We start from the raw sequence: 26230 nt of genomic DNA, 5'->3' as shown, positions 1-26230 counted from the left end.
CTATTGTTTTTTCACAAACACATAAGCGGCATAAGGTGGCGCTAATTGTGTGGTAATAAAATCGGTACGTGCATTTTTATTATTTGAGGTTTGATTATCTAGTACTAACTCCCCTAGCAGATCACTGTCGAGATTAACTCTTGCCTCGCGATCACTTAAATTTGTAATAATTGTCCATGTTTTATCAGATTCAATTCGTTGATAAGCATAAATACTGGCATCATTTTCAAGTAGTAATTGATAACGACCAGTAATCAAACTGTGATTATTTTTTCGAAGAGTAATTAATTTTTTATAGAACTGTAAAATCGAATATGGATCCTGCTGTTGTTGTTCAACATTAATACCAGAGTAATTAGAGTTAACGACAAACCAAGGCGTTACTTCAGAAAACCCACCAAAAGCACTATCATTCCACGGCATAGGTAAACGGCTATGATCGCGTGAGACTTGATTTAATAACGCTAATATTTGGTGATCCGTTTGTCCTTGTTGCTGCAATTTAATGATTAAGTTTTTAGCTGATACATCATTAAAATCATTTAATGACAGAAACTTATTATTAACCATGCCAATTTCTTGACCTTGATAAATAAATGGCGTTCCTTTCATTAAAAAATAACAAGCTGCTAATGCTGTTGCGCTGCCATACCAATAATTGGGATTAGCAAAAGTATTAATGCTACGAGCCTGATCATGATTTTCTAGATATAAAGCATTCCAACCTTTACCTTCTAACGCATTCTGCCAACGGGTTAAAATTTGTTTAAATTCTACCAAATCAAACTGATCACGATGTTGTTCTTCCGACCACAACTTCATATGTTCAAATTGGAAGATCATATTAAAGATGCCACCTTTATCATTCTCTGTAGGCTCAGCAACCCACGTTAACGCATCTTGAGCATCAACCCCATTTGCTTCGCCTACGGTGACAATATCAAAAGGAGCAAAAGCTTGGTCGCGCAATTCATACAAATGTTGTTCAATCCCCTCAACATTCATGTGATAGTCAAATGAAGACACATAATCATCACCATTTGGGTTTGGTAGCGAAGGTAAATTAGATTGCTTTTGAATATGACTAATTGCGTCGACTCGAAATCCATCAATACCTCGAGCTAACCACCAATGGATCATATTAAACAGTGCTTGTTTTACTTCAGGATTTTGCCAATTAAGATCAGGTTGTTTCTTAGAAAATAAATGCAGGTAATATTGAGCGCTGTCAGCATCATATTGCCATGCACTTCCATGAAAGATACTTTCCCAATTATTAGGATCATTAGTCGGTTTTTCAGGGGTAGGTTCGCAACCATCACGCCAAATATACCAATCACGTTTAGGACTGGCTTTACTTTGACGTGATTCAATAAACCACGGATGTTCATCACTAGTATGGTTAATAACTAAATCCATGATGATACGAATACCACGTTCATGTGCAGCACTGATCAAACGATCAACATCAGTAAGGCTACCGAAATCAGGATGAATAGCTTGATAATCACTAATGTCGTAACCGTTATCATCATTAGGCGATTGATAAAATGGACAAATCCACACCAGATCAATACCCAAATCAGCTAAGTAATCTAATTTGGCAATAATCCCATTAATATCACCAATACCATCTTGATTACTATCAAAAAAACTACGTGGGTATATTTGATAAGCAGTGGCTGTTTTCCACCAAACAAGTGATTTTGATGAAGCGTTATTCGTCTGATTCATCCATTTAACCTTATTGAAGTTATCATTCATTGCTCATGTGTTACCGATAACACACAAGGTAAAACTGAATCAAAACATATGCAAAAGGTTTTTAAATAAATTGAGAGCTTTCTCTAATTTTTAATTCAAATTCTCCTTCACAAGAACTTGAATCTCGCTTAATGAGTTTTTTTACTGCCTGAAAGCCCATTTGATAATGATTAAAAGCCACCGTCGTTAAACTAGGTACTAATAAATCGCTATAATCATAATCACCAATACCTACAATCCAAATATCATGTCCTATTTTTAAATGTTGTTCTTTTGCTCGGCGATATAAACGAATTGCAATATTATCGGTAGCACAAAAATAAATATGATTAGGCTGCAGTATAATTGATTGATAATCATCTTTTTTTTCAGAATCAGCCAATGCTTGTAATGTGTTAGGTAATGTAGGAGCAATATCAGAAATAATACTTTGTATAAGTTGAGTACGAGATGAAAGCATCCGTGCATCATAAATATATTGAATAGCTATCAATGGTGCTTGCTGTTGTTGCAGTTGATAAATAGTGTGAGAAACTAACGCAGTGATAGCCGCTTGCTCAGGATAATATAGGCAACAATGGGCGGGAATTTGTTTTCCTATAAAAATTATATTTTGTAAACCGTTATAAAAAGGCTCTTCAAGACTGTGCTTTGATGCAATAACAATTGTACCAAGGGCGTTAAGACCATTAAATTCACTTACCGCTTGGCGTTCAGATTCATGACTAAACCCTGTTGCATGAAATAGCATTCGAGCATTAGATTCATTTGCTGCAGCTAAAGCACCTTTGATCACTAAACTAGTAGTATACGATTCAATTCGCGGCGCAATAAAGCCAATAATATTAGATTGACTTCGAATAGAGCGAGCAAATTTGTTCGGTGTATAATGGTTTTCTTTTACGATCGCATCAATTTTAATACGATTTTCTTCTGAAACATAACCACCATTAAAATAACGTGACACTGTCATTTTTGAAATTCCAAGCTGCTTTGAAATATCAGCCATAGTCATCTTTTGCGTCATAATATCTTCATTACTCTATACTTATCATTTTTATAGTATCCAATATATTCGTAGATTACACAGTAACTAAATACAAAACCCAATCTATTATTATCAACATTGCTACCCCCTTCTTATAAGCTGCAAACAACATCATAAAAATGTCTACTAAATAACCAATAAATCAAAAACTTTTTTCAAAAACACAACACAGGTATATTTTTTAACATTTTTAGTACATTTAAGTAAAATAAGCATTTTATTACTCGCTTAAATTGATCAAGAATAGAGTAACAAAACTTACAATGCGATAACAATCAGGGTGTTTAACTTGCCAAAAATGTTAACAAAATAACTTTTTAATGCTTTTTTATTACTTAAATACAATTAAATATTATATATCAGAGCATTATTTTTTATTATTTTGAATGGTAAGATAGCTACAAACTGTTAATTATTAAGTAACAAAAGAATCATTAACCAGTAACGATTATTGCTTTGTTATGAGTGATCGAGTTCACGGAGGAAAAATGAAAATAATCCAAAGTAAGAAGATGATCATCATTCTTCTTACACTACTCGCAATATTACTTTTAGTTGCACTATTTGCCAACAGCAACATGGTGCTATTTGACTCAAAAGGTAGCATTGGTGAAGCCCAGTCATCATTAATCATCACATCCGTTCTGCTGATGGCAATTATTATCATACCAGTGTTATTTATGGCGATTTACTTTCCTTATAAATACCGTCATAGCAACAAAAAAGCGGAATACACGCCAGAATGGGAACACTCAACCAAAATAGAAGTGGTTGTATGGACAGTCCCTTGCTTGATTGTTTTAACACTCGGATGGATCACCTACCAAACATCTTACTCACTTGATCCAAGAAAAGAGATCGTTTCTGAGGAAGAACCATTAACCATTCAAGTCGTTGCTATGAATTGGAAATGGCTATTTATTTATCCAGAACAACAAATCGCTACAGTCAATGAAATAGCAATGCCCATTAATCGTCCGGTTAAATTCTTAGTTACTTCAGATACCGCCATGAATTCATTTTTTATTCCACAACTCGGTAGCCAAGTTTATGCAATGGCTGGTATGGAAAACCGTTTAAATCTCATGGCCAAAGAAGAAGGCTCTTATCGAGGAATTTCAGCCAATTACAGCGGTTATGGCTTTGCTAATATGCGCTTTAAGGCTCATGCAGTTAAAGATGTGGCCTTTAAAGAATGGGTTCAAAAAGTAAAAACCTCAGATCTTGTTTTAAATAACAACAGTTACGATCAACTCACAGCCAATGCTAAAGAGCAAATTATAAAGCCACATCCCGTAACATACTTTGCTTCTGTCGCACCGCTGAAATTTAAAGATATTATTGAGAAACACGCAGGAGTCCAAAATGGCCTATAAAGGAGATGTATACGCCGAAGCGGATCCAATTTTCGGCAAATTAAATTGGGATGTTATTCCCTTTACCGATCCAGTCGTTTTTCCCGTCATGATGGCCGTAGTGCTTGGTGGACTAGGATTATTAGGCTTGATCACATATCAAAAGAAGTGGCACTACTTATGGAGTGAATGGTTTACCTCTGTTGATCATAAAAAGATTGGCATTATGTACATCATTGTATCCATGGTCATGCTTGTACGAGGGTTTTCTGACGCGATATTAATGCGTTCCCAACAAGCAGCTTCTACTATTGATGCCGGTTATCTGCCACCAGAGCACTATGACCAAGTCTTTACCGCCCATGGCGTGATCATGATTTTCTTTGTTGCGATGCCATTTGTCGTGGGTCTAATGAATATTATCGTGCCATTGCAGATAGGTGCTCGCGATGTTGCCTTTCCATTTTTAAATTCCTTAAGTTTTTGGCTATTCGTTGTTGGTGCTATTTTAATCAACCTTTCACTATTTGTTGGGGAATTTGCGGCAACAGGTTGGTTAGCCTATCCACCGCTTTCAGGTATGGATGCAAATCCTTGGGTTGGGGTCGATTATTGGTTATGGTCGCTGCAAATATCAGGTATCGGTACATTATTAACGGGGATTAACTTTGTCGTTACGATTATCCGTATGCGAGCACCTGGCATGAAAATGATGCAAATGCCTGTATTTACATGGACATCACTATGTGCAAATGCACTTATTGTACTGGCCTTTCCTATTTTAACCGTCACCCTGACCTTACTTACACTGGATCGTTATATCGGCACCCATTTCTTTACCACTGATATGGGTGGTAACCAAATGATGTATGTCAACTTAATCTGGGCATGGGGTCATCCTGAGGTTTACATTCTAGTTCTGCCTGCTTTTGGCATTTTTTCAGAAGTTACAGCGACGTTCTCGCGTAAGCGTCTGTTTGGCTATACATCATTAGTGTGGGCAACAATGGTGATTATGGTGTTGTCATTTATTGTTTGGCTACATCACTTCTTTACCATGGGTGCTGGCGCAAGTGTTAACGCTTTCTTTGGCATCGCAACGATGATTATCTCAATTCCAACGGGAGTGAAGATATTTAACTGGTTATTTACGATGTATAAAGGACGGGTCGAGTTCAGCGCTAGTATGTGGTGGACGATTGCATTTTTAATTACCTTTACTATTGGTGGTATGACTGGAGTAATGCTTGCAATACCTGCGGCAAACTTTGTGCTGCACAACAGTTTGTTCGTTATTGCCCACTTCCATAACGTGATTATTGGTGGTGCATTATTTGGTTACTTTGCCGGTTTAACTTACTGGTTCCCTAAAGCCACCGGATTTACTCTTGATGAACGTCTTGGCAAGATTTCATGTGCACTTTGGACTGTTGGCTTCTTTGTCGCCTTCATGCCTGTATATGTACTTGGTTTTAATGGAATGACACGTCGCTTAAATGTTGCAGATAATCCCGAATGGGCACCTTATTTATGGGTTGCTGCATTTGGTGTTTGTATTATTGCATCAGGTGTCGCGGTTCAGTTTTATCAGGTTTACGTCAGTATTCGTGATCGTAAGCAAAATCTAGATCTTACTGGTGATCCGTGGAATGGTCGTACATTAGAATGGGCGACATCATCCCCTCCTCCATTTTATAACTTTGCATTACTGCCTAAGATTCATGATCGTGACGAGCATCATTACGCCAAAGAACAGGGTTTAGCTTACCAAGAACCTGAACGTTATAAGCGTATTCATATGCCGAAAAATACGTGGGCGGGTGTCGTTATCAGTATGTTCTCATTGATGTTTGGTTTTGCTTTCATCTGGCATATTTGGTGGATGGTTATTGCCGGATCCGTTGGCATGATTGCTTCTTGGATCATTTACAGCTTTCAGCGTAGTAAAGATTATTATGTTGAAGTCTCTGAGATTGAAGCGATTGAACGTAAACATCTCGCTAAAGCTCGTGGAGAAAAAACCTTTGAACACAAAGATGGTGAAGACGATGATGATTTCGATCCATCTAATCTAAAACCTACTGATTCTATGGCATAAGGGGCGAGAGCAGTTATGACGACAGAAATAAAAGACACATGTAATCTCAACGTCCCTGTTCAGTCTAATGATGGTCACGAGTTCGATGATCATGACCATCATGACTATGCTGGTGATACTATTTTTGGTTTTTGGATTTATATTCTTAGTGACTGTTTATTATTCGGTACATTATTTGCGGTTTACGCTGTTTATTCAAATAGCTTTGCCGGCTTAATTGAACCTAAGGAACTGTTTAATCTTAGTTTTGTATTAACTGAGACGGCTTTATTACTGTTTAGTAGTTTTACATTCGGTATGGCAATGCTCAAAGCCAACCATGAAGACATCAAAGGAATGTTCAAATGGTTAGGTATTACATTTGGGCTTGGTTTGTCCTTTTTAGTAATGGAATTGTACGAGTTCTATCACTTTAGTAGTGAGGGTGCGACGTTCCACAGTAGTGCTTATTGGTCTGCATTTTACGGCTTAGTTGCAACTCATGGACTACACGTCTTTGCTGGCTTGATGTGGATGATTGTGTTGGTGTTCCATTTTAAACGTGACGGTTTTTCTGCAGAGAATAAAACCCGTTTAGCCTGTTTAAGCCTATTTTGGCACTTCCTTGATGTTATCTGGATCTGTGTATTCAGTGTGGTTTACTTAATGGGGGTATTGTAATGAACAATTCAACTAACCAACACTCAACTAACCAACATACAATTGGACATGGTCAAGGTGGCCAAGCTCACGGTAGCGTAAAAGAATATGTTCGAGGGCTTATCTTCTCTATTATTTTAACCATTGTACCTTTTGCGATGGTCATGGCTGGTGTAGGTTCAACCCAGTTCATTATTGGTGTGATCATGGTTTTTGCTGTCGCACAGATATTAGTCCAACTGGTATTCTTTCTGCATATGAATACCTCATCTGAACAAATGTGGAATACATCATCAGCGGTATTCGTGGTTGTTATTGTTGCTATTATTCTTATTGGTTCGTTGTGGATCATGGATCACTTAAATCACAACATGCTAATGGGTCATTGATCAAGGATGTTCTATGATTAAACCTTATCTGAAACTGACCAAACCGGGTATTATCGGTGGCAATCTTATTGCGGCCATCGGTGGTGTATTGTTAGCATCTCAAGGCAATATTAACGGCTTATTGCTTGTGGCTGTTTGTATTGGTACTACCTTGATTGTCGCATCAGGTTGCGTGTTCAATAATGTGATTGATATAGATATCGATAAATTAATGAAGCGTACCTGTGAGCGTGAGTTGGTCAAAAAAGTAATCCCCGTCTCTTATGCCTTAATTTGGGCGATAACATTATGCATTGGCGGTTTTTTTACCCTTTATCAATACACTTCCACCGTGGCATTTCAATTTGGTGTACTTGGTTTTGTGGTTTACGTTGACTTATATAGCCTCTATTTCAAACGTAAATCAGTTTACGGTACTTTAATTGGAGGTTTATCAGGGGCTTGTCCTCCTGTTATTGGCTATTGTGCTGTAACGGGACAATTTGATAGTGGTGCCGCAATACTGTTTATTACATTCTGTATATGGCAGATACCCCACTCATACGCCATTGCAATCTACCGCTTCGATGATTATAAATCAGCTTCAATTCCAGTGTTGCCTATTGAAATAGGAGTCGCTCGCGCACGTTACCATATCATTGGGTATATTATTGCCTTTGCGATAGCGGCCTTAACCCTTACCTACTTGGGTTATGCTGGAAGCTGGTATGCATTAGGCATGGGATTAGTTAGCTTACATTGGTTATATATTGCCAAAGTTAGTTATCAAAAAGTTCCTAATGCTCAATGGGGCAAAAAAATGCTTCTATGCTCTATTCTCAATATCATGGTGTTTTGTACGTTGATTTCACTCGATTTTTCGTCTAATACTATTGTTGATGACCATCAGGTTAATGCATTACCTACCACAGTAATGGAGCCTCATTCATGACTAAAAATCCAACTAAAATAATTCTCCTTTTCGGCGCACTGTTTCTTGCAACCTTAATGGGATGTTACATCTATAACACCACCACCCCTATTGGTGAAAATATAAAACCACTGAAAGATCTTGGTGGTCCATTTGAGATCAATAGTCTTGATAGCACTGTAAGCCTTGAGCAATATAAAGGTAATGTTGTGGTGCTCTATTTTGGCTTTTTAAACTGTGCTGAAGTATGCCCTTCTTCAATGGGCGTATTATCTGCCGCGTTTTCCCAACTGCCACCCGCAACTTATCAACATGTGCAAGGGTTATTCATCAGTGTTGATCCCGAACGTGATGATTTAGTGTCATTACATCAATTCGCCAAGTATTTTGATGATCGGGTTATCGGTTTAACTGGCACTCAACAACAAATAGACACGTTAACTAAACAATATGGTGTTTATTTTGACATTATTGATATGGAATCATCTGAATTAAGCTATACCGTCGATCACTCTTCCCGTTTTTACATTATTGACGAAACAGGCAAGTTAGTCGGCGCGATGAGCCACAATACGACCCCAGTTGAATTAGCGGCAGGCATTGAACGTGTTTATGCAAAAAGCATGGCTAAAAAATAGGAGATAACCATGAAAAAGAATTCTTTATACCTAGCATTATTAATGAGTTGTTTTCATTCTACAGCGTTTGCTACAGATGTGATCCATGCTGATAATCACCTACAATCTCAACAAAAATACACTAATATTCAAAAAATAAATTCAGCATTAACCATTGAAAATGCGACTGCAAAAGCCACAATTCCGGGTACTAATATCAGTGCTGGCTACATGAAAATTATCAATAATAGTGATACCGCCATTACTCTTGTTAGTGCTAGTAGCACTATTGCCAAGCATACAGAATTTCATCGTATGTTTATGCGTGATAATACGATGGCAATGCGAAAGCTAGAGACACTTGAGATCCCTGCTAATGGGGAACTCATATTGGCGAGTAAAAGCTACCATCTGATGTTTATGGGTGTAAAACAAGATCTTAAACCAAATCAAGTGATCACGGTAACTATGCAACAGAAAAATGGTAAACAGTTTGATGTACACCTTTTAGTGATGCCAATTAAAAAGCATTGATTTGGAGATATTCTATGAAAGGTGTGCAGATTTTAGTTATCGGTCTTTGTTTATTACCAAGCGTGTATATCGCACCAATTAATGCTAAAACATCAATGGACAGTGTGGTCAAGGATCTCCCTCCCCCTTGTTCGAGCGAATTAATACAGTTAGCAGAAGTGGCATTAAAGACTAATCCACATCGCATTTTATCTTATACTGACAAGTCTACTGATATTCATCTCTTTAATGCGCTTGCCGTCACCAGTTATCGAGATCGTGATAGCCATATCACCTTTCACGGTGTGAAAAATACAGCAGGAGGGTGTGATACATCTGTCACTGAAAGTTACGTATTACAAACATCATGCTCAGACGCTCGCCATGAAGCATTCAGTAAGTGGCGTTTTCAAGGCAAACTTAATAATAGAACTTACGTCTTAAATAGCAAACGTATTAAAGGTAAACAAGCCATTCTTACGGATCAATTACCCGATATTTGTTTAGTAACAACACGGCAAGTCATCAATAATAAATAGTATTAATTAGTAACTTAAAAAGGCTCAAATAAGAGCCTTTTCTTTATTCTTATAAACCATCGTTCTTATTGATGAGTAACTTTCTTTTCAATTACTTTTTCAAAATGGAAAAATGCTTCTTTAATACACTCATCGAGATTTACATTATGAGCTTTAGCTGTCACTTTATTAAATTCTTCTGTATCCATTTTTAAATCAACAGCATAACCTGTATCTTCTTTAATAATATCGACATGAATATGTTTAAATTCAGGATCGATAACCATCATTTCTACAATATAACCGGCAACTGATGATTTAATTGAATCAGTTAATTCCATATGTTCACATTTGATTTTTAAGCTCATGATACACCTCGGTAGTTATCTTAAATATCTGGAACTGACTATAATCCTAAATATTTAATTTGTCGTCATCATAAAAAAGTAATATTAATAATCAAATTTTGATATTTATTATAATTCCACTACCAAGGTATAAAAATAATTAAGCTAATAGTAAACACGCAATAAAATAGTTGAAGTCGCATAGTTAGGTTGAAATAGCATGGTTAGATTGCGTTAACTCGAAATTCTACGTTAGAAATGCTAGAATCACCGCCCTTGTTCGTAATAGATATTATCATGCACGCATCTGACCTTAATTTTACTCGCTTTATTGCCGCTATTGATACACTACCGCTACCTGAGCGCTTTACTTTCCCTTTTTGTTATACACCTCATCCTCTGTGTGTATTGGCAGCTCAAGAATTACAACAACATATCGAAACTCAACATCAATGGCAGCATAATTTTGGGTTGAATAATGATGACGATACAATAGGTCACATGTTTGGAGTTTTATTGGTTCAAAACCAGCAAGGTGAACTGGGTTATTTATCTGCCTTTTCAGGAAAAGTAGCCAATCAAACACATCTACCCCATTTTGTTCCTCCGGTATTTGATGAACGAAACATTGATCCTACAATTAAGGATCAACAAACTTTAGTTGATATTGTTACAACTAAAATTACTGCAATTAAATCCAACCCAAACTATATTCAATTACAACAGCAATATCAGCAAGCCCAAAGCCAAGCAGAACTAGCCTCTGAATCATTTCGCTTACAAATGATAGAACAGCGCAAGCAACGTAAATTACAACGTACAGCGGCAGAGAAAAGTAACGATAGCGAATTTATGACTCAAGAATTCCATCGTTTAGCGCGAGAAAGTGCGTTTGACAAACATCAACAAAAATTAATTCGTCAGCAATGGACTCAAACACTTACCGATATTAGCGATAAATTACAAGCTGATACCACAGCTCTTACTTTACTCAAATCAGAATACGACACCTTAACAGCATTATTGCAACAACAACGCTACGCGCAATATCAATTTCTAAATCAGTATGGTGAAACAAAAGATTTAAGTGCATTGTTTGGTAATACCACACCACCACAGGGTGCTGGAGATTGTGCCGCCGTCAAATTGCTACAGCATGCCTTTAAGCAACACCTAACACCTTTAGCGATGGCTAAATTTTGGTGGGGCGCTTCTCCTGCTGCACAAATACGTAAGCACAAATACTTTTATGAAGCTTGTAAAAACAAATGTGAGCCGATTTTACAGCATATGCTCGCTGGCCTTAACATTGATGCTAACCCATTATTACAAAACCCTGCTGAAGGCAAAGAACTAGAGATTGTGTATCAAGACGATGCGATGGTCGTTATCAATAAGCCAGCAGAGTTTCTATCAGTACCAGGCAAAACCATCACTGATTCCGTTTATAGCCGTATGCAAGCGATGTTCCCCAACAGTGATAGTCCACTGATTGTGCATCGTTTAGATATGTCAACATCAGGACTTATTGTGATTGCATTAACTAAATATGCCCATAAAGCGTTGCAAAAACAATTTATTAACCGTACAGCAGAAAAGCGTTATGTCGCGCTATTAGATGGAATTGTGAAGCAGGATCATGGTGAAATCGACTTACCAATGCGAGTTGATTTAGACGACCGTCCTCGTCAGTTAGTCTGTTATGAACATGGTAAACCCGCACTTACAAAATGGCAGGTTATTGAGCGAAAAAATGGTAAAACCAAGGTCTATTATTATCCTAAAACAGGCCGTACTCACCAATTACGTATTCACTCGGCACACCAAAATGGTATGAATATGCCTATTGTTGGTGATGACTTATATGGTCAAAAAGCCAATCGCTTACATTTGCATGCGCAATATCTTGGTCTAACCCACCCTGTTAGTGGCGAGCCAATGATCTTTGAAGTCGATGCCGATTTTTAAGGAAAAAAGCATCTATGTTATAAAGCTGACAATATAACGTCAGCTTTTATAACTGATTATAATTTAGAGCATAAACTAAATAAATGCCGTTCTATTTATAAATAAAAAAATCCGAGAATATAACTATTCTCGGATTTTAAGGTATAAACCAATTAGAACAACATGATCATAATACTATTGTTTAATGGCTCTAGAGTTAATAGCGTTAACCTTTTACGCCACCGGAAGTTAATCCACCAACAAGGAACTTCTGTGCAAGCAAAAATACAATTGTAATAGGTAATGCAGAAAGTACTGCCGCTGCTGCAAAATCGCCCCATAGGTAGTTTTGAGGGTATAAGTATTGCTGCATACCCACTGCCAAGGTGTAATTATTCACATCCGATAATAACGTTGATGCAACAGGTACTTCTGTTACCACACCAATAAACGAAAGAATAAAGACAACGGCAAGGATCGGCACTGATAATGGTAACAAGACTAATCTAAATGCTTGCCATGGTGTCGCACCATCTAACGCTGCCGCTTCTTCCAATGAGCGATCAATCGTCTCAAAGTAGCCTTTAATCGTCCAAACATGTAAAGCAATACCGCCTAAATAAGCAAAGATCAATCCACCATGTGTATTTAAACCTAAGAATGGAATGTATTGCCCTAAACGATCAAACAGTGCATACAATGCCACCAATGCTAATACTGCAGGGAACATTTGAAATACCATCATTCCTTTCAAAATATTCTCTTTACCTTTAAAGCGTAATCGAGCAAACGCATAAGCACTGGTTGTCGACATGGCAACAATTAATACCGATGTTATTGTTGCAACCTTAATCGTATTCCATAGCCATAATAGCACTGGAAATGGTGGTGGGGTTACTGAACCATCAGCATTTTCTACACTAAAACCTAATGCCAATCTCCAATGATCTAATGTTGGATTACTGGGTATTAACTCTCCCCCTGAAAAATTACCTTCACGGAATGATATTGCAATAATCATTAATAATGGAAAGATGGTAATTGCTAAGAAAAGCCATAACACTGCATGTGTTGCCCATAACCGATATTTTAATGATTTAAGCTGAACTATCGCCATGACCTTCTCCTTAGTCTTGTGATAACTTAGTAAATTTCAAATTAAGTAATGCCATACCAGCAACCATGACAAAAATAATTGTCGCAATTGCACCTGCTAAACCAAAGTCTTGACCACCGCCACCTTCAAAAGCAATACGGTATGTGTAACTTACTAATAAGTCTGTATAACCTGCAGGTTCAGAAGTATTAATCATATTTGGACCACCACCCGTTAATAACTGAATCATCACGAAGTTATTAAAGTTAAAAGCAAATGATGCAATTAATAGTGGCGTTAAAGGCTTAATCATTGATGGTACAGTGATCTTCATGAAGTTCTGAACAGGACCTGCGCCATCAATGGCTGAAGCTTCATATAAATCATCCGGAATTGATTTTAATAACCCCATACATAAAATCATCATATAAGGGAAGCCTAACCATGTATTAACAATAACGACCATTAGACGTGATAATACAGGATCAGAAAACCATGCGGGTTTAATACCAAAAATAGAACTTAACAACATGTTTATCTCACCAAAACTTTGGTTAAATAAACCCTTAAAGATTAATATAGAAATAAACGAAGGCACAGCATAAGGTAATATCAATAATATACGGTAGAAACCACTGCCTTTTAATGGTTCCCATTGTACGATACATGCTAAGATCATTCCTAAAATAAGCGTTAAAGCAACGGCTAAAAATGCAAATACAACCGTCCAAATAAAGATCCCAATAAAAGGTTCTTTAATACCATCATCTTGAATAACACGTTTAAAGTTATCGATACCCACATCAACAACAAACCCTGGAGATATTGACTCACCGACAAAGTTTCCATTATTGTCAACCGGTTGATAAAAACCTGTTTCCATATTAGGTTTATAAAACTGATCCGTTTGATTATTTAATAATGTACTGTTATCAGCTTGCTTGGTAAATAATGGATAATCAGAAGCAAATTTTCGTAATCCGCTCATTCGAATATCTTTACCATCAGGTAATTCTAAAATTAAATTTGAAATTTGATTACGATTTTTAACAATTTCTTTAATCGGTAATTTTTTACCAAAAGCTTGATTAATCGCTTCTAATTTAATAGCAACAGGATGAGATTCATCATAATTTTTGATCGGTGTTGTATTACCAAATGCTTCTGCTACTGGCTTTAATTTTACCGATTTATTATTAAAATCAATTAACCCTGTAGATAATAACTGCCCATTATCATTAATAATAATTTGATAACCATCATCTGCTTTGTAAAAATCAAATTTATAGCTTTTTCCTGACTGGAATGTACGTTGCTCTAATATTGACTGCGTTCTTTCCAATGTTAACTGGTTGGTTGCACTATAATTAGTAAACGCTAAACTTACGGTATATAACAATGGAAAAATAATAAATACGATCATCCCTGCAATACCTGGATAGATATAACGCTGGGCATAGGTTTTACTACTACCAAAAATATAAACTGCTAATGCGGTAAGTACTACCGTTAATAATGCAAAAGCGACTTCACCTTGTGCATACATTAAAACTGTCGCGTAGCCATTTACTAAGGCAATCAAACTTAAAATAAACCATTTAATTTCTTTTTTATATTTAAATGATTTATTTTTATTATTTGATTCAAATAGCTCGAGATCTTGAACTGACTCCATATCAATATCCTGCATTCAGATAAAAATATAGGGGAATCACTTCCCCTAAAAAAGAAATTACTTAAGCATCTGTTTCGCGCCAGCATCTAACGCATCTTTAACACTTTGACGACCATCAACAACATTTTGAATAGCATTACCTTCGGCATACCAGAAAGCGGTCATTTGAGGAATATTAGGCATAATGTCGCCTTGCTCTGCATTCTGCATAGTGGCTGCAATACGGCTATCTTTACCGATTTTTTCTTGGTACGACTTTAGGGCAACAGCACCCAGCGGCTTATCTTGATCAACTTTGGCTAAACCTTCATCCGTTAATAAGTAATTCTCAAGGAATTCAATCGCTAAATCTTTATTTGGAGATGCGGTACTAATACCTGCGGTTAATACACCGACAAATGATTTAGATGGATGACCATTAAACATTGGTAATGTTGTTACACCGTAATTTAATCCAGTTTTATCAATATTACTCCATGACCATGGACCATTAATTGTCATTGCGACATTACCTTTATTAAATTCAGCTTCTGAAATGCTGTAATCCATATCAGGTGATATTACTTTTTGATCAACTAACGATTTAATAAAGGCCATGCTACGTTGTGCACCAGCATTATTGATACCAACATCTTTTGCATCATAACCATCAGATGTTTTCTTGAAAGCATAACCACCATCAGCAGATAAAAGAGGCCATGTAAAATACGGTTCACGTAAATTCCACATGATGGCTTTTTTACCTTCTTTTGCTAGTTTTTGATCAATAGCGGCTATTTCTTCCCACGTTTTAGGAGGATTAGGAATAAGGTCTTTATTATAAATTAGAGAAAGGGATTCAACAGAAACAGGATAGCCATAATATTTACCATTAGATTTTACAGCGTCCCATGTAAAATCAGAAAACTGCTGTTTAAATTCAGCTGATGGCTTAATTTCTTGTAACAAACCAGATTGAGCATAACCACCAAAGCGGTCATGAGCCCACATAACAATATCAGGGCCATCACCAGATGCAGCAACTTGAGGAAATTTATCAGCAAGGTTATCAGGGAATGCAACCGTTACTTTAACACCAGTATCTTCCTCAAACTTTTTACCAACTTCAGCAAGACCATTATAACCTTTATCACCATTCACCCAAATAGTCAGCTGCCCTTCTTCAATAGCCGCTGAAACATGAAATGAACTTAACGCTGCAATGGTGCATAAAGCAACTGTAGTGAGTACCTTAGTCATTATCTAACATCCTTCATTATTGTTATTGATCTTATAACGTCATGCAAAGGTCATAACGTTTTTCTATGCCTATTTTCTATAGTTAATGACAAAGATACATCCTCCTACACTCTACGCCCCCACTGACCTCTATTCAAAAATGTGAACTCAACCAAATTTAGATGTGAGCTATATCGCAAAAAAATATCAATATGTGATGACATGCACATCTTACAACAGTAAATCATCTGTTTTACTTCATAATAATTAAAACAGTACCCACCATACTCCTCCCCTATCATCCCCCTTTATAAAGGTATAAGGAGGAGGATGTAATCACCATGCACTCTCACGTAAACTCGGTCATATTAAAGCTAGTTTTGTTTAAATAACAAAAATATTAGTCGGTTATAACCAATAGAGGAATAGACACAATGACGAGTGTCACTTTACGAAATGTATGTAAAGCATATGGAGATAACTTAATTTCCAAGAACGTTGATCTAGAAATTAAAGATGGCGAGTTTGTTGTCTTTGTTGGTCCGTCTGGTTGCGGTAAATCAACTTTATTACGTTGTATTGCTGGATTAGAAGATATTACATCCGGTGATTTATTCATTGGCGATAAACGCATGAATGATGTTCCACCCGCACAACGTGGTGTCGGTATGGTGTTTCAATCATACGCACTTTATCCTCACTTAGATCTGTATGACAATATGTCATTCGGTTTAAAATTGGCTAAAGCAAATAAAGATGAAATTAAACGTCGAGTATCAAAAGTCGCAGATATATTACAATTAACGCCCTTACTTGATCGTAAACCTAAAGCGCTGTCAGGCGGACAACGTCAACGGGTTGCTATTGGTCGTACATTAGTCTCTCAGCCTGCAATCTTCTTACTTGATGAGCCGCTCTCTAACCTTGATGCTGCTTTGCGTGTACAAATGCGAATTGAAATCGCTAAATTACACAAACAACTTGGCTGCACCATGATTTATGTTACTCACGACCAAATTGAAGCGATGACAATGGCAGAAAAGATCGTCGTGCTAGATGGTGGTTATGTATCACAAGTTGGTAAGCCATTAGAGCTTTATCATTATCCTCAAAACCGTTTCGTTGCGAGTTTTATTGGCTCACCAAAAATGAATTTTATGAGCGTAACCGCGATCGAAGCAGAAAAAGATCAAGTAAAAGTAAAAATGGATAACGGTACTTCATTTTGGATCCCTGTTGATGGTACTACCATCATTCCAAATACACGTATGTCATTAGGTATTCGTCCTGAGCATCTTGTTCATTGTGATCATAGTGATATTTGCATTGAAGGTATGGTACAAGTTGTTGAGAAGTTAGGCTATGAAACGCAAGCTTACATTAGTTTAAATGATATTGATGCCGAGTTCGTATGTCGTCATAGTGACACTTTAGATATTCATGCGGGTGATACTTTCCGAGTCGGTATTCCACCACAACGCTGTCACCTATTCCATGATGATGGTAAAGCGTGTCGTCGTTTATATCAGGAAGTGGGATCTTAATATTCCCTCAGCTGAATAAACTAAAAAGCTCACATCATTCTACAATGAGGTGAGCTTTTTTATTTTTTATCTTTACTCATTCAAAAACACGCTAAAAAAATATAGCTTCTTTGAAGTGTTTAATCCTAGTTTATATTATTGAATTTGTTTTACTGCGGTATCTAATGCATCTTTAACACTTTGCTTACCTAATAACGCATTTTCAATTGCCGCTCCTTCAGCAAACCAATATGCTGTCATTTCAAGTATATTAGGCATAATTTCAGTATTTTCAGTATTTTCAGTATTTTCAGTATTTTCAGTATTTTCAGTATTTTCAGTATTTTCAGTATTTTCAGTATTTTCAGTATTTTCAGTATTTTCAGTATTTTCAGTATTAATAATTGTTCATGCATTGTGATAAAGAGCACTATTTGTACAACATATTTTCACTCATAGTTGAAGAATATAACAATCAAGTTTATCTAATGATAATATTATTTCCCCTTTGCCTTTTTTAACTGAAAATTTAATTTTACGTGTTGGCTCTAATATATCATTTAATAAATAATCACCATCGTTAAGAGACCACCGACTAATTAATTCTACTGGAATAAATAACGAACTTAATTTACTTTGCTGATTTTCAAAATTAACCAAAGTGATTATTTTTTCAGTTTCGTTATAACGGCTAAAAGCAAATAATTTATCCGTATAATTAGCATTTATCTGACGATTATAACTATGCAAGTCATAATACTCTTCCATTACCGCCTGGCTATTTTTTGCAAAATTTAAAAGTCGTTGATAAAATAGCCGTAAATATTTTTCTGATTCAGTTAGCAGACCACCATCAAATTCTCCATTATTCATCCAACGTTGATGATGAGGTACGCCAAAATAGTCAAATATTGTTGTTCGCGACGCCAAACCAAAACCGGCATCTTCAGCGGCGGGTTCTCCAACTTCCTGACCAAAATAAACCATTGTCGGTGAACTACTTAATAATGTAGACACAACCATCGCTGGCTTACCATTTTCAGCAAAACTCGCAAAATCAGGACTTGGTATTCGTTGCTCATCATGATTTTCAAGGAAATTCAACATCTGATGTTCTATATCAATAAGGTCAGATTTTACACCCACTAATACGTCGGTTGTTTTTTCTCCTCGAATAATCGCTTTTAAAGTGTCATAGAGGTCAATTTTATTATAAAGATAATCCATTTTTCCTAGATGTATATAATCTCGATATAACTGAGGTTGATATACTTCAGCCAGTAAAAAGGTGTCTGGTTTTTTATTTTTAATCGCTGAATTTAAAAAACTCCAAAATTCAACAGGAACCATTTCAGCCATATCATAACGGAAACCATCAACACCCAATGCTAACCAATACATTGCAATATCATAAAATTTCAACCATGAATCAGGAACGTCTTTACGCTGCCAGAATAAATAATGGTCTTCATAGCCATACTGAGCATACTCCGCAGGTAAACAAGCAAAATCTTTGCTTCCATCAGGACGTATACCATAATTAATTTTTACCGTTTCATACCAATCATCACAAGTAGGCTGGGCTAATCGAGAGCCGTTCCCCGTCCATTTAGCAGGAAATTCAACAAAAGGAGTCAATAATAATGGCCGTTTTTCACCCCCAAGAGGCAAAGAAAAACGATCAAACTCAGGTAAATGAAAGCTGGTATGTGGAATATAATAAAAATTATTATCACGATGATACGCCACAGTTATATCATCATTAATACCAAAATCTTTAATAAATGTAGGGTTAGTTAATCCCTGATATTCTCTAGCAACATGGTTAGGAACAATATCAATAATAACTTTCAATCCATGTTGATGACTACGTTCAATCAGTGCAACAAACTCATTTAATCGTTGTGCAGGATCTATCGCAAGATCAGGGTTCACATTATAATAATCTTTCACTGCATAAGGCGAACCCGCTCGCCCCTTAACAACAGCAGGATGGTCATTAACAATTCCATATTGAGTATAATCCCCCACTAAGGCGTGATGAGGGACTCCGGTATACCAAATATGCGTGACACCAAGATTTTTAATTTCAGCTAAAGCTTTATCTGTAAAATCAGAAAATTTTCCAACACCATTTTCTTGACGTGTTCCCCACGGCTTATTCGTTGTATTTTTATTACCGAATAATCGCGTAAAAACCTGATAGACAATCGCTTTACTCTTTAATTGTGTCATTAAACATCCCTGTAACGATCTTTATTTACGTTGTAATACTTTATTATTGAACTAAATCAACAAAGACAGCCTCTGCAGAAGTAGAACCTGCACGTTTCGCTTCATCTAATAACTGCAGTGCTTTTTTGATATTCTTCTGTTTAATTGCGCTTGTTATTTGTTGATTATAAAACGCTTCTGTTTCTGGCAGCATGACACTACTAGCGACAGCAACAGCCGTTGGTGCTTTTGCGACAACTTTAGGTGTTACAGAGGAATCAGCAATTATTGCTTGTGGTGCTAAAGCAGGAGTCGATACCTGATAGCTTTTTAATTGCGTTGGCTTAAATGCTAAGTGTAATTGCCCTGTTAATGCATATTTTATTTCAGGATCGGTAACAATAGGACGTGGCAAGCCTAATTCTTCAGCGCGTATACGTTCAGGATGCGGAATAGTGATCGTATCACCACGGCATTTTTCTGATGAATAAACAATCATATAAGGCGTTTTTGTTGCGGTCATCATGATTGTTTTTTGATAGGCAGCACGTTGTAATAAATTAGAAGATGTTAATGTGAAATCTTTTAAATCAATTGTTTTTACTGGTTGAAAATTGGCATTTAATAAAATAACCGTAGGAGCAAAAACCTGATCCTTTCTGATAATACTATCCAATTTCACTTGCATTTGTTCTACATGGCTAGGTAAAGAAAACGCAGCAAAATAACTTTTTCCATCAGGAAATTGACCAATTTGTGATTGAGCATTAATTGCGACAGAAATATCAGTACCTTGCAACGGTATCCATGAAAATTGGGAATAAGATGAGCAACAAGCAGCCTGATTAATCATTGGCGACACGTTATTTGTCGACACAGTATCGGTATTACTACATCCCGTAATACCCAATAGCGCCATGATCAAAACTGTACGTTTTTTTATAATTTGCATATTTTATCTCCTCGTTATAAATACAAAAGGCAGCAATTAAGCTGCCTTTAATAAATATGTCGTCTTAGAACCAGACTTCAGCGTGAATACCAAACACAAATTGATCTTTCTCATTTGCATCAGTGATCCCGATAGCACCAGCAGCCGCGGCATCAGAAGTGCTAACCCATGTTACGTAAGGCTTAATCTGTGGACGTCCAAAGTAATCAGCATTAACAGTAAAGACAGGCGCAAGCTCTAAGCTATAGAAGTTAGTAGCATCATCTTCACGCCCCCAGTTATTACCATTTATTTTTTCAATTGCGTATGAGCCTGTCATTTCTAAACGGAAATTATTATTAACTTTGTAAGTAGGACGGAATGCGGCAATAAAACGAGTCACTTTATCTTTACCATCAGCCGTTGCTCCCCAGTTCATGTCTTGTGGTGCCCAGTACGTTAATTCAGAACCCATCTGCCAGCGATCATTAATATTTAACACACCGTATGATGTTGCAAACCAGGATTTAGAATCTTTCAGCCAATCACCACTCCACTGACCAAAGTTCACACCACGGTTAGAAGCCATACCATGTCCATAAGCCAATGCCGTTTGGGTCCAGCCATCTAAACCGTAGTAATCACGGTTATATGTTACTGCAAAACCATAACCATCTTTAGCTTGATCATCCGTTAGTTTTTCATCTGCGCGTTTCATGATTTTAGCGTCAAAATCAAAACTACCACCTAATGCTTTTACATTGTAATAATACAAATCTAGTGAGTGCACCGTGGTACGATCGCCGTCAGCTGGACGCGCTGGTTGAAAATCTGGGTTTTCCCAATTAATCCCATAACCCGCTTCTGGATCCGCAGAGACTAAAGCAATACCCATTTTATTTTCATTGGCTAATGTGGTTTCAAAACCAGCACCCATACCTGATGATTGTTTCCAAAACTCACCGGTTAGAATACCAGCTGCACGATTAAAATAACGACGACCAGCCCAAATTTCAGTACCATCACCTAAATAAGGTAAATTAGCTAAAGCAATATAAGCCTCTTTAACTTCAAATTGAGCAACAGTGTTGGTCTTTTCTGCACCTGGTGAGCTGTAGTAGTAAGAATCACCGTTACCATACTCAGCACGAACAACAAAATCACTCTTAACGCCATTTGAAAATGATGTTTTCTTCTTAACTACAAATTCAACTTGGTTAGCACTCTTACCTGACGTACCAGCCGTTCGGTAATCAGGCTTTCCTAATTCAGAATCAAATGATTGAAAATCGGAATTTGAACGATAGTTCATTGAACCATAACCATTCACTTCCCAGCCATCCGTCAACATTTCAACCGTCGATTGTGATTCAATAGGTTGAGTTTCTGCAGCAATAACATCTGCATCAACATTATTAGAGTCTTGTGTATCTGCGGCAAAAACAGTTGTCGACGTAAGTGCGACTAACAATGCTGCTGCGATTGGCATCAATGTGAATTTCATCCATGTGTCCCTTTATGTTTGTAATAATAAATAGTCGCTGTAGGGCAACCCTTTAGATCTAGTATTCCCTAGAACCATGAACGTAAACATCCTCCTCTTTTAATTATTTCTAAGGGTGATATTTAGGGCGTAGAAATATCTCACTTAACTTAGTTGGTGATATTCATCACATTAATGAGGATGATAAGAAATATAAAATTTAGTAGTAAAATAGGAAGCAACAATATATATAATAAAAATCAGAGATAATTAAATGAAAAAAGAACACGGCTCGCCATTTCCTTTAGGAGCAACTTTACATAAAGATGGCTGTAATTTTTCTGTTCATAGTCCAGATAATATTATTTCATTAATTATATTTGAAAATGATAATGACTTTTATGAATATAGTTTAAACACTGATGACCAAATTATATATTATGTCTTTATTCCAAATATAAAATCATCTACAAAGTATGGCTATAAAATTACCGATAACAATGGTAATAGTCGTCTATTACTCGATCCTTATGCTCATAAACTAAGTAAACCTCTAGTATATCACTATCCTTTAGATGCAGAACAAAGTTGGACACTATCCAAATCAGTGGTTGTTGATCATTGTTTTGATTGGGAAGATGACTACGCCCCTAATCACCCTATTGAAAAAACAATACTGTTTGAATTGCATGTTAAAGGCTTCACTCAGCAACACCCTACTATTGCACCGTCTTACCAAGGAAACTATTTAGGTCTGTGTCAGCCTGATATTATTGAATTTTTTAAACAACAATCTATCACTAGCATTCAATTATTACCCATCGTTTCATTTGTCACTGAACCACACTTAATTGATAATAACTTAACCAATTTTTGGGGGTATAACAGTGTCTGTTTTATGGCACCTCATCCTGATTATGCAAAAAATGATGCGGTGACAGAACTTAAACTGATGGTAAAAGAATTGCATCGACATGATATTGAGGTCATTTTAGATGTGGTCTTTAATCATACGGCCGAAGGTGATAATAATGGTCCATGCTTTCACCTAAAAGCCCTTGATCAGGAGTATTACCTTCGTAATGAACACGAACGGTGTATGAATTATACCGGCTGTGGTAATACCTTAGATTTAACCCACCAAGCTAGCTTAACCCTTGTTTTAGATAGCTTACGTCATTGGGTAAAAGAATATCATATCGACGGTTTTCGATTTGATCTTGCAACGACACTTGGACGCGATCATGAAAACTTCTCGGCACATAATGCGTTCTTTATGGCTATAGCCCAAGACCCTATTTTACAAAAGGTAAAACTTATCGCTGAACCTTGGGATATTGGACCTAATGGATATCAATTAGGAAACTATCCTGATAATTGGCATGAATGTAATGATAAATTCCGAGATATAACAAAAAGTTATTGGTTACAACAACCTAATTTAGCCAAAAATTTTGCAACACGCCTAATGGGTTCTCGAGACATATTTAGTGCTAGTCGTTGGCCTCAAAAACTACCAGTTAACTTTATTAGTTACCATGATGGTTTCACCCTTCAAGATCTTGTGTCTTTTAATAATAAACATAATGATGCGAATGGTGAAAATAATCGTGATGGACACAGTGATAACCGTTCGAATAATCATGGCGTTGAAGGTGATACCGATAATCCCGCTATTTTATTATTACGGGATCAACAAAAACGTAATTTAATGGTTTCTTTATTATTTAGCTTTGGTATTCCACATCTACTTGCTGTTGATAGTTTATCTCATAGTCAACAAGGTAATAATAATGCATATTGCCAAGATACAACGATTAGTTGGGCAAATTGGAATTTATCTAAAATAGATAACGCTTTCCAAAAATGGCTTGCTGATATGATCTCTATTCGCCAACAAATCATGCCGGATGTTATTCGTGCATTCAGTAATGAAAATAGAACAAAAAATAGTATTACTTGGTCAAACGCTAGTGGTATCCAAATTACACCACAACAATGGCTCGATATTGATCATTTTTCTTTATATATTAATCTATTTAATAATCATGGCGAATTGCTCTATTTAGTTAATGGAACAAATAGGCCCCTAACCTTTAATTTACCCGTCGGCAGCAAGTGGAATATTGTGTGTGATACCAGCACCAAAAACATAATTATCGATGATATTAATGTTTCTTATCTTCAACCCGCGCATTCCATGTCTATCTTGTATCGTTCAAATTAAATAAATCAAAAAATAAAAATGCCGACGAAATTAACGTCGGCATTATTATAACCAGTTATTGATTAACTAAATAATTAACTAAACAATTAACGCAGCAAATGATTCATAAGGTTGTAGTAACAGTTTATTAGTAAACTGAACATGTGGTTCATAATTATTAATTAACGTTTCTAAGCACCGATGCGATAAAGTGTCAGGCAATATAATCTCTACTTTCTGATCACTAAAGTTATTCATAACTACTATTTGCTGATGGTCATCTTCTCGTATGTAAGCAAAAACCTGCTCATGCTGCTCTAATAGCGGTACAAACCGACCACTCACAATCAACGGAAAGGCACGTCGTAACTCAATAAGTCGTTGATAATGATAAAAAACAGATTCTGTATCATGCAGTGCCGCTTCCACATTTATTTCTGGATAATTCGGGTTGACCTTTATCCAAGGCTTCGCAGTTGAAAAACCCGCATAATCTGAACGATTCCAATGCATTGGCGTACGAGCATTATCACGGCTATTTTCATGTATAGCCGCTAACATCGTTTCTTTAGGTACGCCATTTTCAGTGCGCTCATGATAAAAATTCAATGTTTCAATGTCACAATAATCATCAATAGAATCAAACGCAACATTGGTCATGCCAATTTCTTCACCTTGATAAATATAAGGCGTGCCTTTCATCATATGCAATGTTGTCGCTAGCATTTTTGCTGATTTAACCCGATATTGCCCTTCATCACCATATTTAGACACAATACGAGGCAAGTCATGATTATTCCAAAATAGAGAATTCCAACCTTCATTATCTAATTCAACTTGCCATTTAGTTAACACTTGTTTTAATGCTGGCAAATTAAAATCAATCGGTTGCCACTTATCACCATTTTTCCACGTTAATGTAATGTGCTCAAACTGAAAGACCATGGATAACTCGTCGCGCTGTGCGCCACTGAATAATTTAGCAATGTCAGGCGTTGCTCCCCATGTTTCACCCACCGTTAACAAGTCTTTACTACCAAATGTCGCTTTATTCATTTTTTTCAATAATGGGTGCAGGTTTTGACCATTGCCTGTGATACCCTTATCTACTTCTTTACCAATCAGATCAATAACATCTAATCTAAAGCCGCCAATGCCTTTATCTATCCACCAATTCATCATATCAAATACAGCATGATGAACCGCGGGATTCTCCCAATTTAGATCTGGCTGACGTTTGGAGAATAAGTGATAGTAGTATTCGCCTGATTGTTCATCATATTGCCATGCACTACCCCCAAAGAGTGATCCTTGCTCATCTGGGGGCGTACCGTCTGCATTAGGCTTTCGCCATACGTAATAATCTCGATATGGATTATCTTTTGATGATTGAGCAGCAACAAACCATGGATGTTCATCTGAGGTATGGTTAACCACCAAATCCATAATGATTCGAATCCCTCGATACTTGGCTTCATCTAACAATTGCTGCATATCAGCCATAGTGCCAAATTCAGGCGCAATATTCTGATAATCAGAAATATCATAGCCGTTATCATCCATTGGTGAGCGATAAACAGGTGATAGCCAAATAACATTAATCCCTAAGTTTTGTAAATAATCTAACTTAGAAATGATGCCCTGAAGATCACCGATACCATCATTATTTGAATCACAAAAACTACGGGGATATATTTGATAAACAACGGCATCATGCCACCAATTTGTTAATATACTCA

Annotated in this window: 21 protein-coding genes and 1 pseudogene; 11 read left to right on the top strand and 11 right to left on the bottom strand. The window is 36.6% G+C overall.

Features of this window, described 5'->3' with window-relative positions; all coding sequences use genetic code 11:
- A complete protein-coding gene (locus OC457_RS14535; RefSeq protein ID WP_080174052.1) occupies window positions 1–1734 on the bottom strand; it encodes an alpha-glucosidase in 1734 nt (577 codons plus the stop codon).
- Window positions 1735–1825: 91 nt separating this feature from the next.
- A complete protein-coding gene (locus OC457_RS14530; protein ID WP_080174051.1) occupies window positions 1826–2791 on the bottom strand; it encodes a LacI family DNA-binding transcriptional regulator in 966 nt (321 codons plus the stop codon).
- A 509-nt stretch (window positions 2792–3300) separates the two neighbouring features.
- On the opposite strand from OC457_RS14530, the gene cyoA reads away from it, so the two are divergent.
- The 8 genes from cyoA to OC457_RS14490 are packed head-to-tail and all read left to right on the top strand — an operon-like array spanning window position 3301 to window position 9872.
- Window positions 3301–4188 carry a ubiquinol oxidase subunit II gene (cyoA, locus tag OC457_RS14525; protein ID WP_080174050.1) on the top strand — a complete coding sequence of 296 codons (888 nt, stop codon included), beginning with the start codon at window positions 3301–3303 and terminating at the stop codon, window positions 4186–4188.
- A gap of 28 nt (window positions 4189–4216) precedes the next feature.
- Window positions 4217–6265 (top strand): cytochrome o ubiquinol oxidase subunit I, encoded by a 2049-nt coding sequence (gene cyoB / locus OC457_RS14520; protein ID WP_167370820.1) that lies wholly within the window; start codon window positions 4217–4219, stop codon window positions 6263–6265.
- A gap of 15 nt (window positions 6266–6280) precedes the next feature.
- Window positions 6281–6925, top strand: coding sequence for a cytochrome o ubiquinol oxidase subunit III (gene cyoC / locus OC457_RS14515; protein WP_080174048.1), 645 nt, complete (start codon window positions 6281–6283; stop codon window positions 6923–6925).
- A complete protein-coding gene (cyoD, locus tag OC457_RS14510; protein WP_080174047.1) occupies window positions 6925–7293 on the top strand; it encodes a cytochrome o ubiquinol oxidase subunit IV in 369 nt (122 codons plus the stop codon). The genes cyoC and cyoD overlap by 1 nt, the downstream gene beginning before the upstream one ends.
- Window positions 7294–7306: 13 nt before the next feature.
- On the top strand, window positions 7307–8224 hold the full coding sequence (cyoE, locus tag OC457_RS14505) for a heme o synthase (protein WP_080174046.1): 918 nt from the start codon (window positions 7307–7309) through the stop codon (window positions 8222–8224).
- Window positions 8221–8841, top strand: a complete 621-nt coding sequence (locus OC457_RS14500) for an SCO family protein (RefSeq protein ID WP_080174045.1) — start codon at window positions 8221–8223, stop codon at window positions 8839–8841. Before cyoE ends, OC457_RS14500 begins: the two co-directional genes overlap by 4 nt.
- 9 nt (window positions 8842–8850) lie before the next feature.
- Entirely contained in the window at window positions 8851–9354 is a 504-nt protein-coding gene (locus OC457_RS14495) for a copper chaperone PCu(A)C (protein ID WP_080174044.1), read from the top strand.
- A gap of 14 nt (window positions 9355–9368) precedes the next feature.
- Entirely contained in the window at window positions 9369–9872 is a 504-nt protein-coding gene (locus OC457_RS14490; protein ID WP_080174043.1) for a hypothetical protein, read from the top strand.
- Window positions 9873–9937: 65 nt separating this feature from the next.
- Here OC457_RS14490 and OC457_RS14485 read toward each other — a convergent pair whose 3' ends face one another.
- Window positions 9938–10219 carry a methionine sulfoxide reductase gene (locus tag OC457_RS14485; RefSeq protein WP_080174042.1) on the bottom strand — a complete coding sequence of 94 codons (282 nt, stop codon included), beginning with the start codon at window positions 10217–10219 and terminating at the stop codon, window positions 9938–9940.
- Window positions 10220–10495: 276 nt separating this feature from the next.
- Between OC457_RS14485 and OC457_RS14480 the strand changes: the two genes are divergently transcribed.
- Window positions 10496–12166 carry an RluA family pseudouridine synthase gene (locus OC457_RS14480; RefSeq protein WP_080174041.1) on the top strand — a complete coding sequence of 557 codons (1671 nt, stop codon included), beginning with the start codon at window positions 10496–10498 and terminating at the stop codon, window positions 12164–12166.
- Between the two features lie 205 nt (window positions 12167–12371).
- On the opposite strand, the gene malG is transcribed toward OC457_RS14480, so the two are convergent.
- Genes malG through malE (OC457_RS14465) form a run of 3 tightly spaced genes read right to left on the bottom strand, consistent with a single transcriptional unit; the run spans window position 12372 to window position 16155 of the window.
- Window positions 12372–13262: a maltose ABC transporter permease MalG gene (gene malG, locus OC457_RS14475; protein ID WP_080174040.1), complete on the bottom strand. Its 891-nt coding sequence runs from the start codon at window positions 13260–13262 to the stop codon at window positions 12372–12374.
- A 10-nt stretch (window positions 13263–13272) separates the two neighbouring features.
- Window positions 13273–14916 (bottom strand): maltose ABC transporter permease MalF, encoded by a 1644-nt coding sequence (gene malF / locus OC457_RS14470; protein WP_080174039.1) that lies wholly within the window; start codon window positions 14914–14916, stop codon window positions 13273–13275.
- 57 nt (window positions 14917–14973) lie between these two features.
- A complete protein-coding gene (gene malE / locus OC457_RS14465) occupies window positions 14974–16155 on the bottom strand; it encodes a maltose/maltodextrin ABC transporter substrate-binding protein MalE (protein WP_080174038.1) in 1182 nt (393 codons plus the stop codon).
- A 413-nt stretch (window positions 16156–16568) separates the two neighbouring features.
- Between malE (OC457_RS14465) and malK the strand changes: the two genes are divergently transcribed.
- Window positions 16569–17678: a maltose/maltodextrin ABC transporter ATP-binding protein MalK gene (gene malK / locus OC457_RS14460; protein WP_080174037.1), complete on the top strand. Its 1110-nt coding sequence runs from the start codon at window positions 16569–16571 to the stop codon at window positions 17676–17678.
- A 135-nt stretch (window positions 17679–17813) separates the two neighbouring features.
- Here malK and malE (OC457_RS14455) read toward each other — a convergent pair.
- The 4 genes and pseudogenes from malE (OC457_RS14455) to OC457_RS14440 form a co-directional block, all read right to left on the bottom strand.
- Window positions 17814–17957: pseudogene (gene malE, locus OC457_RS14455) on the bottom strand (maltose/maltodextrin ABC transporter substrate-binding protein MalE); the annotation flags it as partial.
- Between the two features lie 153 nt (window positions 17958–18110).
- Entirely contained in the window at window positions 18111–19892 is a 1782-nt protein-coding gene (locus OC457_RS14450; protein ID WP_080174036.1) for an alpha-amylase family protein, read from the bottom strand.
- A gap of 43 nt (window positions 19893–19935) precedes the next feature.
- Complete coding sequence (locus OC457_RS14445; protein ID WP_080174035.1) at window positions 19936–20823, bottom strand: MalM family protein; 888 nt, start codon at window positions 20821–20823, stop codon at window positions 19936–19938.
- Between the two features lie 64 nt (window positions 20824–20887).
- Complete coding sequence (locus OC457_RS14440) at window positions 20888–22306, bottom strand: carbohydrate porin (protein WP_080174034.1); 1419 nt, start codon at window positions 22304–22306, stop codon at window positions 20888–20890.
- 253 nt (window positions 22307–22559) lie between these two features.
- Here OC457_RS14440 and glgX point away from each other — a divergent pair, with 253 nt between their 5' ends.
- Window positions 22560–24512: a glycogen debranching protein GlgX gene (gene glgX, locus OC457_RS14435; protein WP_080174033.1), complete on the top strand. Its 1953-nt coding sequence runs from the start codon at window positions 22560–22562 to the stop codon at window positions 24510–24512.
- Between the two features lie 78 nt (window positions 24513–24590).
- Here the strand turns inward: glgX and OC457_RS14430 are convergent, their stop codons facing one another.
- Entirely contained in the window at window positions 24591–26225 is a 1635-nt protein-coding gene (locus OC457_RS14430) for a glycoside hydrolase family 13 protein (protein WP_096777829.1), read from the bottom strand.
- Window positions 26226–26230 lie beyond the last annotated feature (5 nt).

Origin of the sequence: Photobacterium toruni (assembly GCF_024529955.1) — a bacterium.
Lineage (GTDB): Bacteria > Pseudomonadota > Gammaproteobacteria > Enterobacterales > Vibrionaceae > Photobacterium > Photobacterium toruni.
Note: the sequence above shows the minus strand (reverse complement) of the source record. Positions and strands in the feature narration are given on the sequence as shown.

Bases quoted from the DNA above. Each gene is read 5' to 3' on its own strand.
- OC457_RS14535 (WP_080174052.1), bottom strand. From the start codon at position 1,734: ATGAATCAGACGAATAACGCTTCATCAAAATCACTTGTTTGGTGGAAA.
- OC457_RS14530 (WP_080174051.1), bottom strand. From the start codon at position 2,791: ATGACGCAAAAGATGACTATGGCTGATATTTCAAAGCAGCTTGGAATT.
- cyoA (WP_080174050.1), top strand. From the start codon at position 3,301: ATGAAAATAATCCAAAGTAAGAAGATGATCATCATTCTTCTTACACTA.
- cyoC (WP_080174048.1), top strand. From the start codon at position 6,281: ATGACGACAGAAATAAAAGACACATGTAATCTCAACGTCCCTGTTCAG.
- cyoD (WP_080174047.1), top strand. From the start codon at position 6,925: ATGAACAATTCAACTAACCAACACTCAACTAACCAACATACAATTGGA.
- cyoE (WP_080174046.1), top strand. From the start codon at position 7,307: ATGATTAAACCTTATCTGAAACTGACCAAACCGGGTATTATCGGTGGC.
- OC457_RS14500 (WP_080174045.1), top strand. From the start codon at position 8,221: ATGACTAAAAATCCAACTAAAATAATTCTCCTTTTCGGCGCACTGTTT.
- OC457_RS14495 (WP_080174044.1), top strand. From the start codon at position 8,851: ATGAAAAAGAATTCTTTATACCTAGCATTATTAATGAGTTGTTTTCAT.
- OC457_RS14490 (WP_080174043.1), top strand. From the start codon at position 9,369: ATGAAAGGTGTGCAGATTTTAGTTATCGGTCTTTGTTTATTACCAAGC.
- OC457_RS14485 (WP_080174042.1), bottom strand. From the start codon at position 10,219: ATGAGCTTAAAAATCAAATGTGAACATATGGAATTAACTGATTCAATT.
- OC457_RS14480 (WP_080174041.1), top strand. From the start codon at position 10,496: ATGCACGCATCTGACCTTAATTTTACTCGCTTTATTGCCGCTATTGAT.
- malG (WP_080174040.1), bottom strand. From the start codon at position 13,262: ATGGCGATAGTTCAGCTTAAATCATTAAAATATCGGTTATGGGCAACA.
- malF (WP_080174039.1), bottom strand. From the start codon at position 14,916: ATGGAGTCAGTTCAAGATCTCGAGCTATTTGAATCAAATAATAAAAAT.
- malE (WP_080174038.1), bottom strand. From the start codon at position 16,155: ATGACTAAGGTACTCACTACAGTTGCTTTATGCACCATTGCAGCGTTA.
- malK (WP_080174037.1), top strand. From the start codon at position 16,569: ATGACGAGTGTCACTTTACGAAATGTATGTAAAGCATATGGAGATAAC.
- OC457_RS14450 (WP_080174036.1), bottom strand. From the start codon at position 19,892: ATGACACAATTAAAGAGTAAAGCGATTGTCTATCAGGTTTTTACGCGA.
- OC457_RS14445 (WP_080174035.1), bottom strand. From the start codon at position 20,823: ATGCAAATTATAAAAAAACGTACAGTTTTGATCATGGCGCTATTGGGT.
- OC457_RS14440 (WP_080174034.1), bottom strand. From the start codon at position 22,306: ATGAAATTCACATTGATGCCAATCGCAGCAGCATTGTTAGTCGCACTT.
- glgX (WP_080174033.1), top strand. From the start codon at position 22,560: ATGAAAAAAGAACACGGCTCGCCATTTCCTTTAGGAGCAACTTTACAT.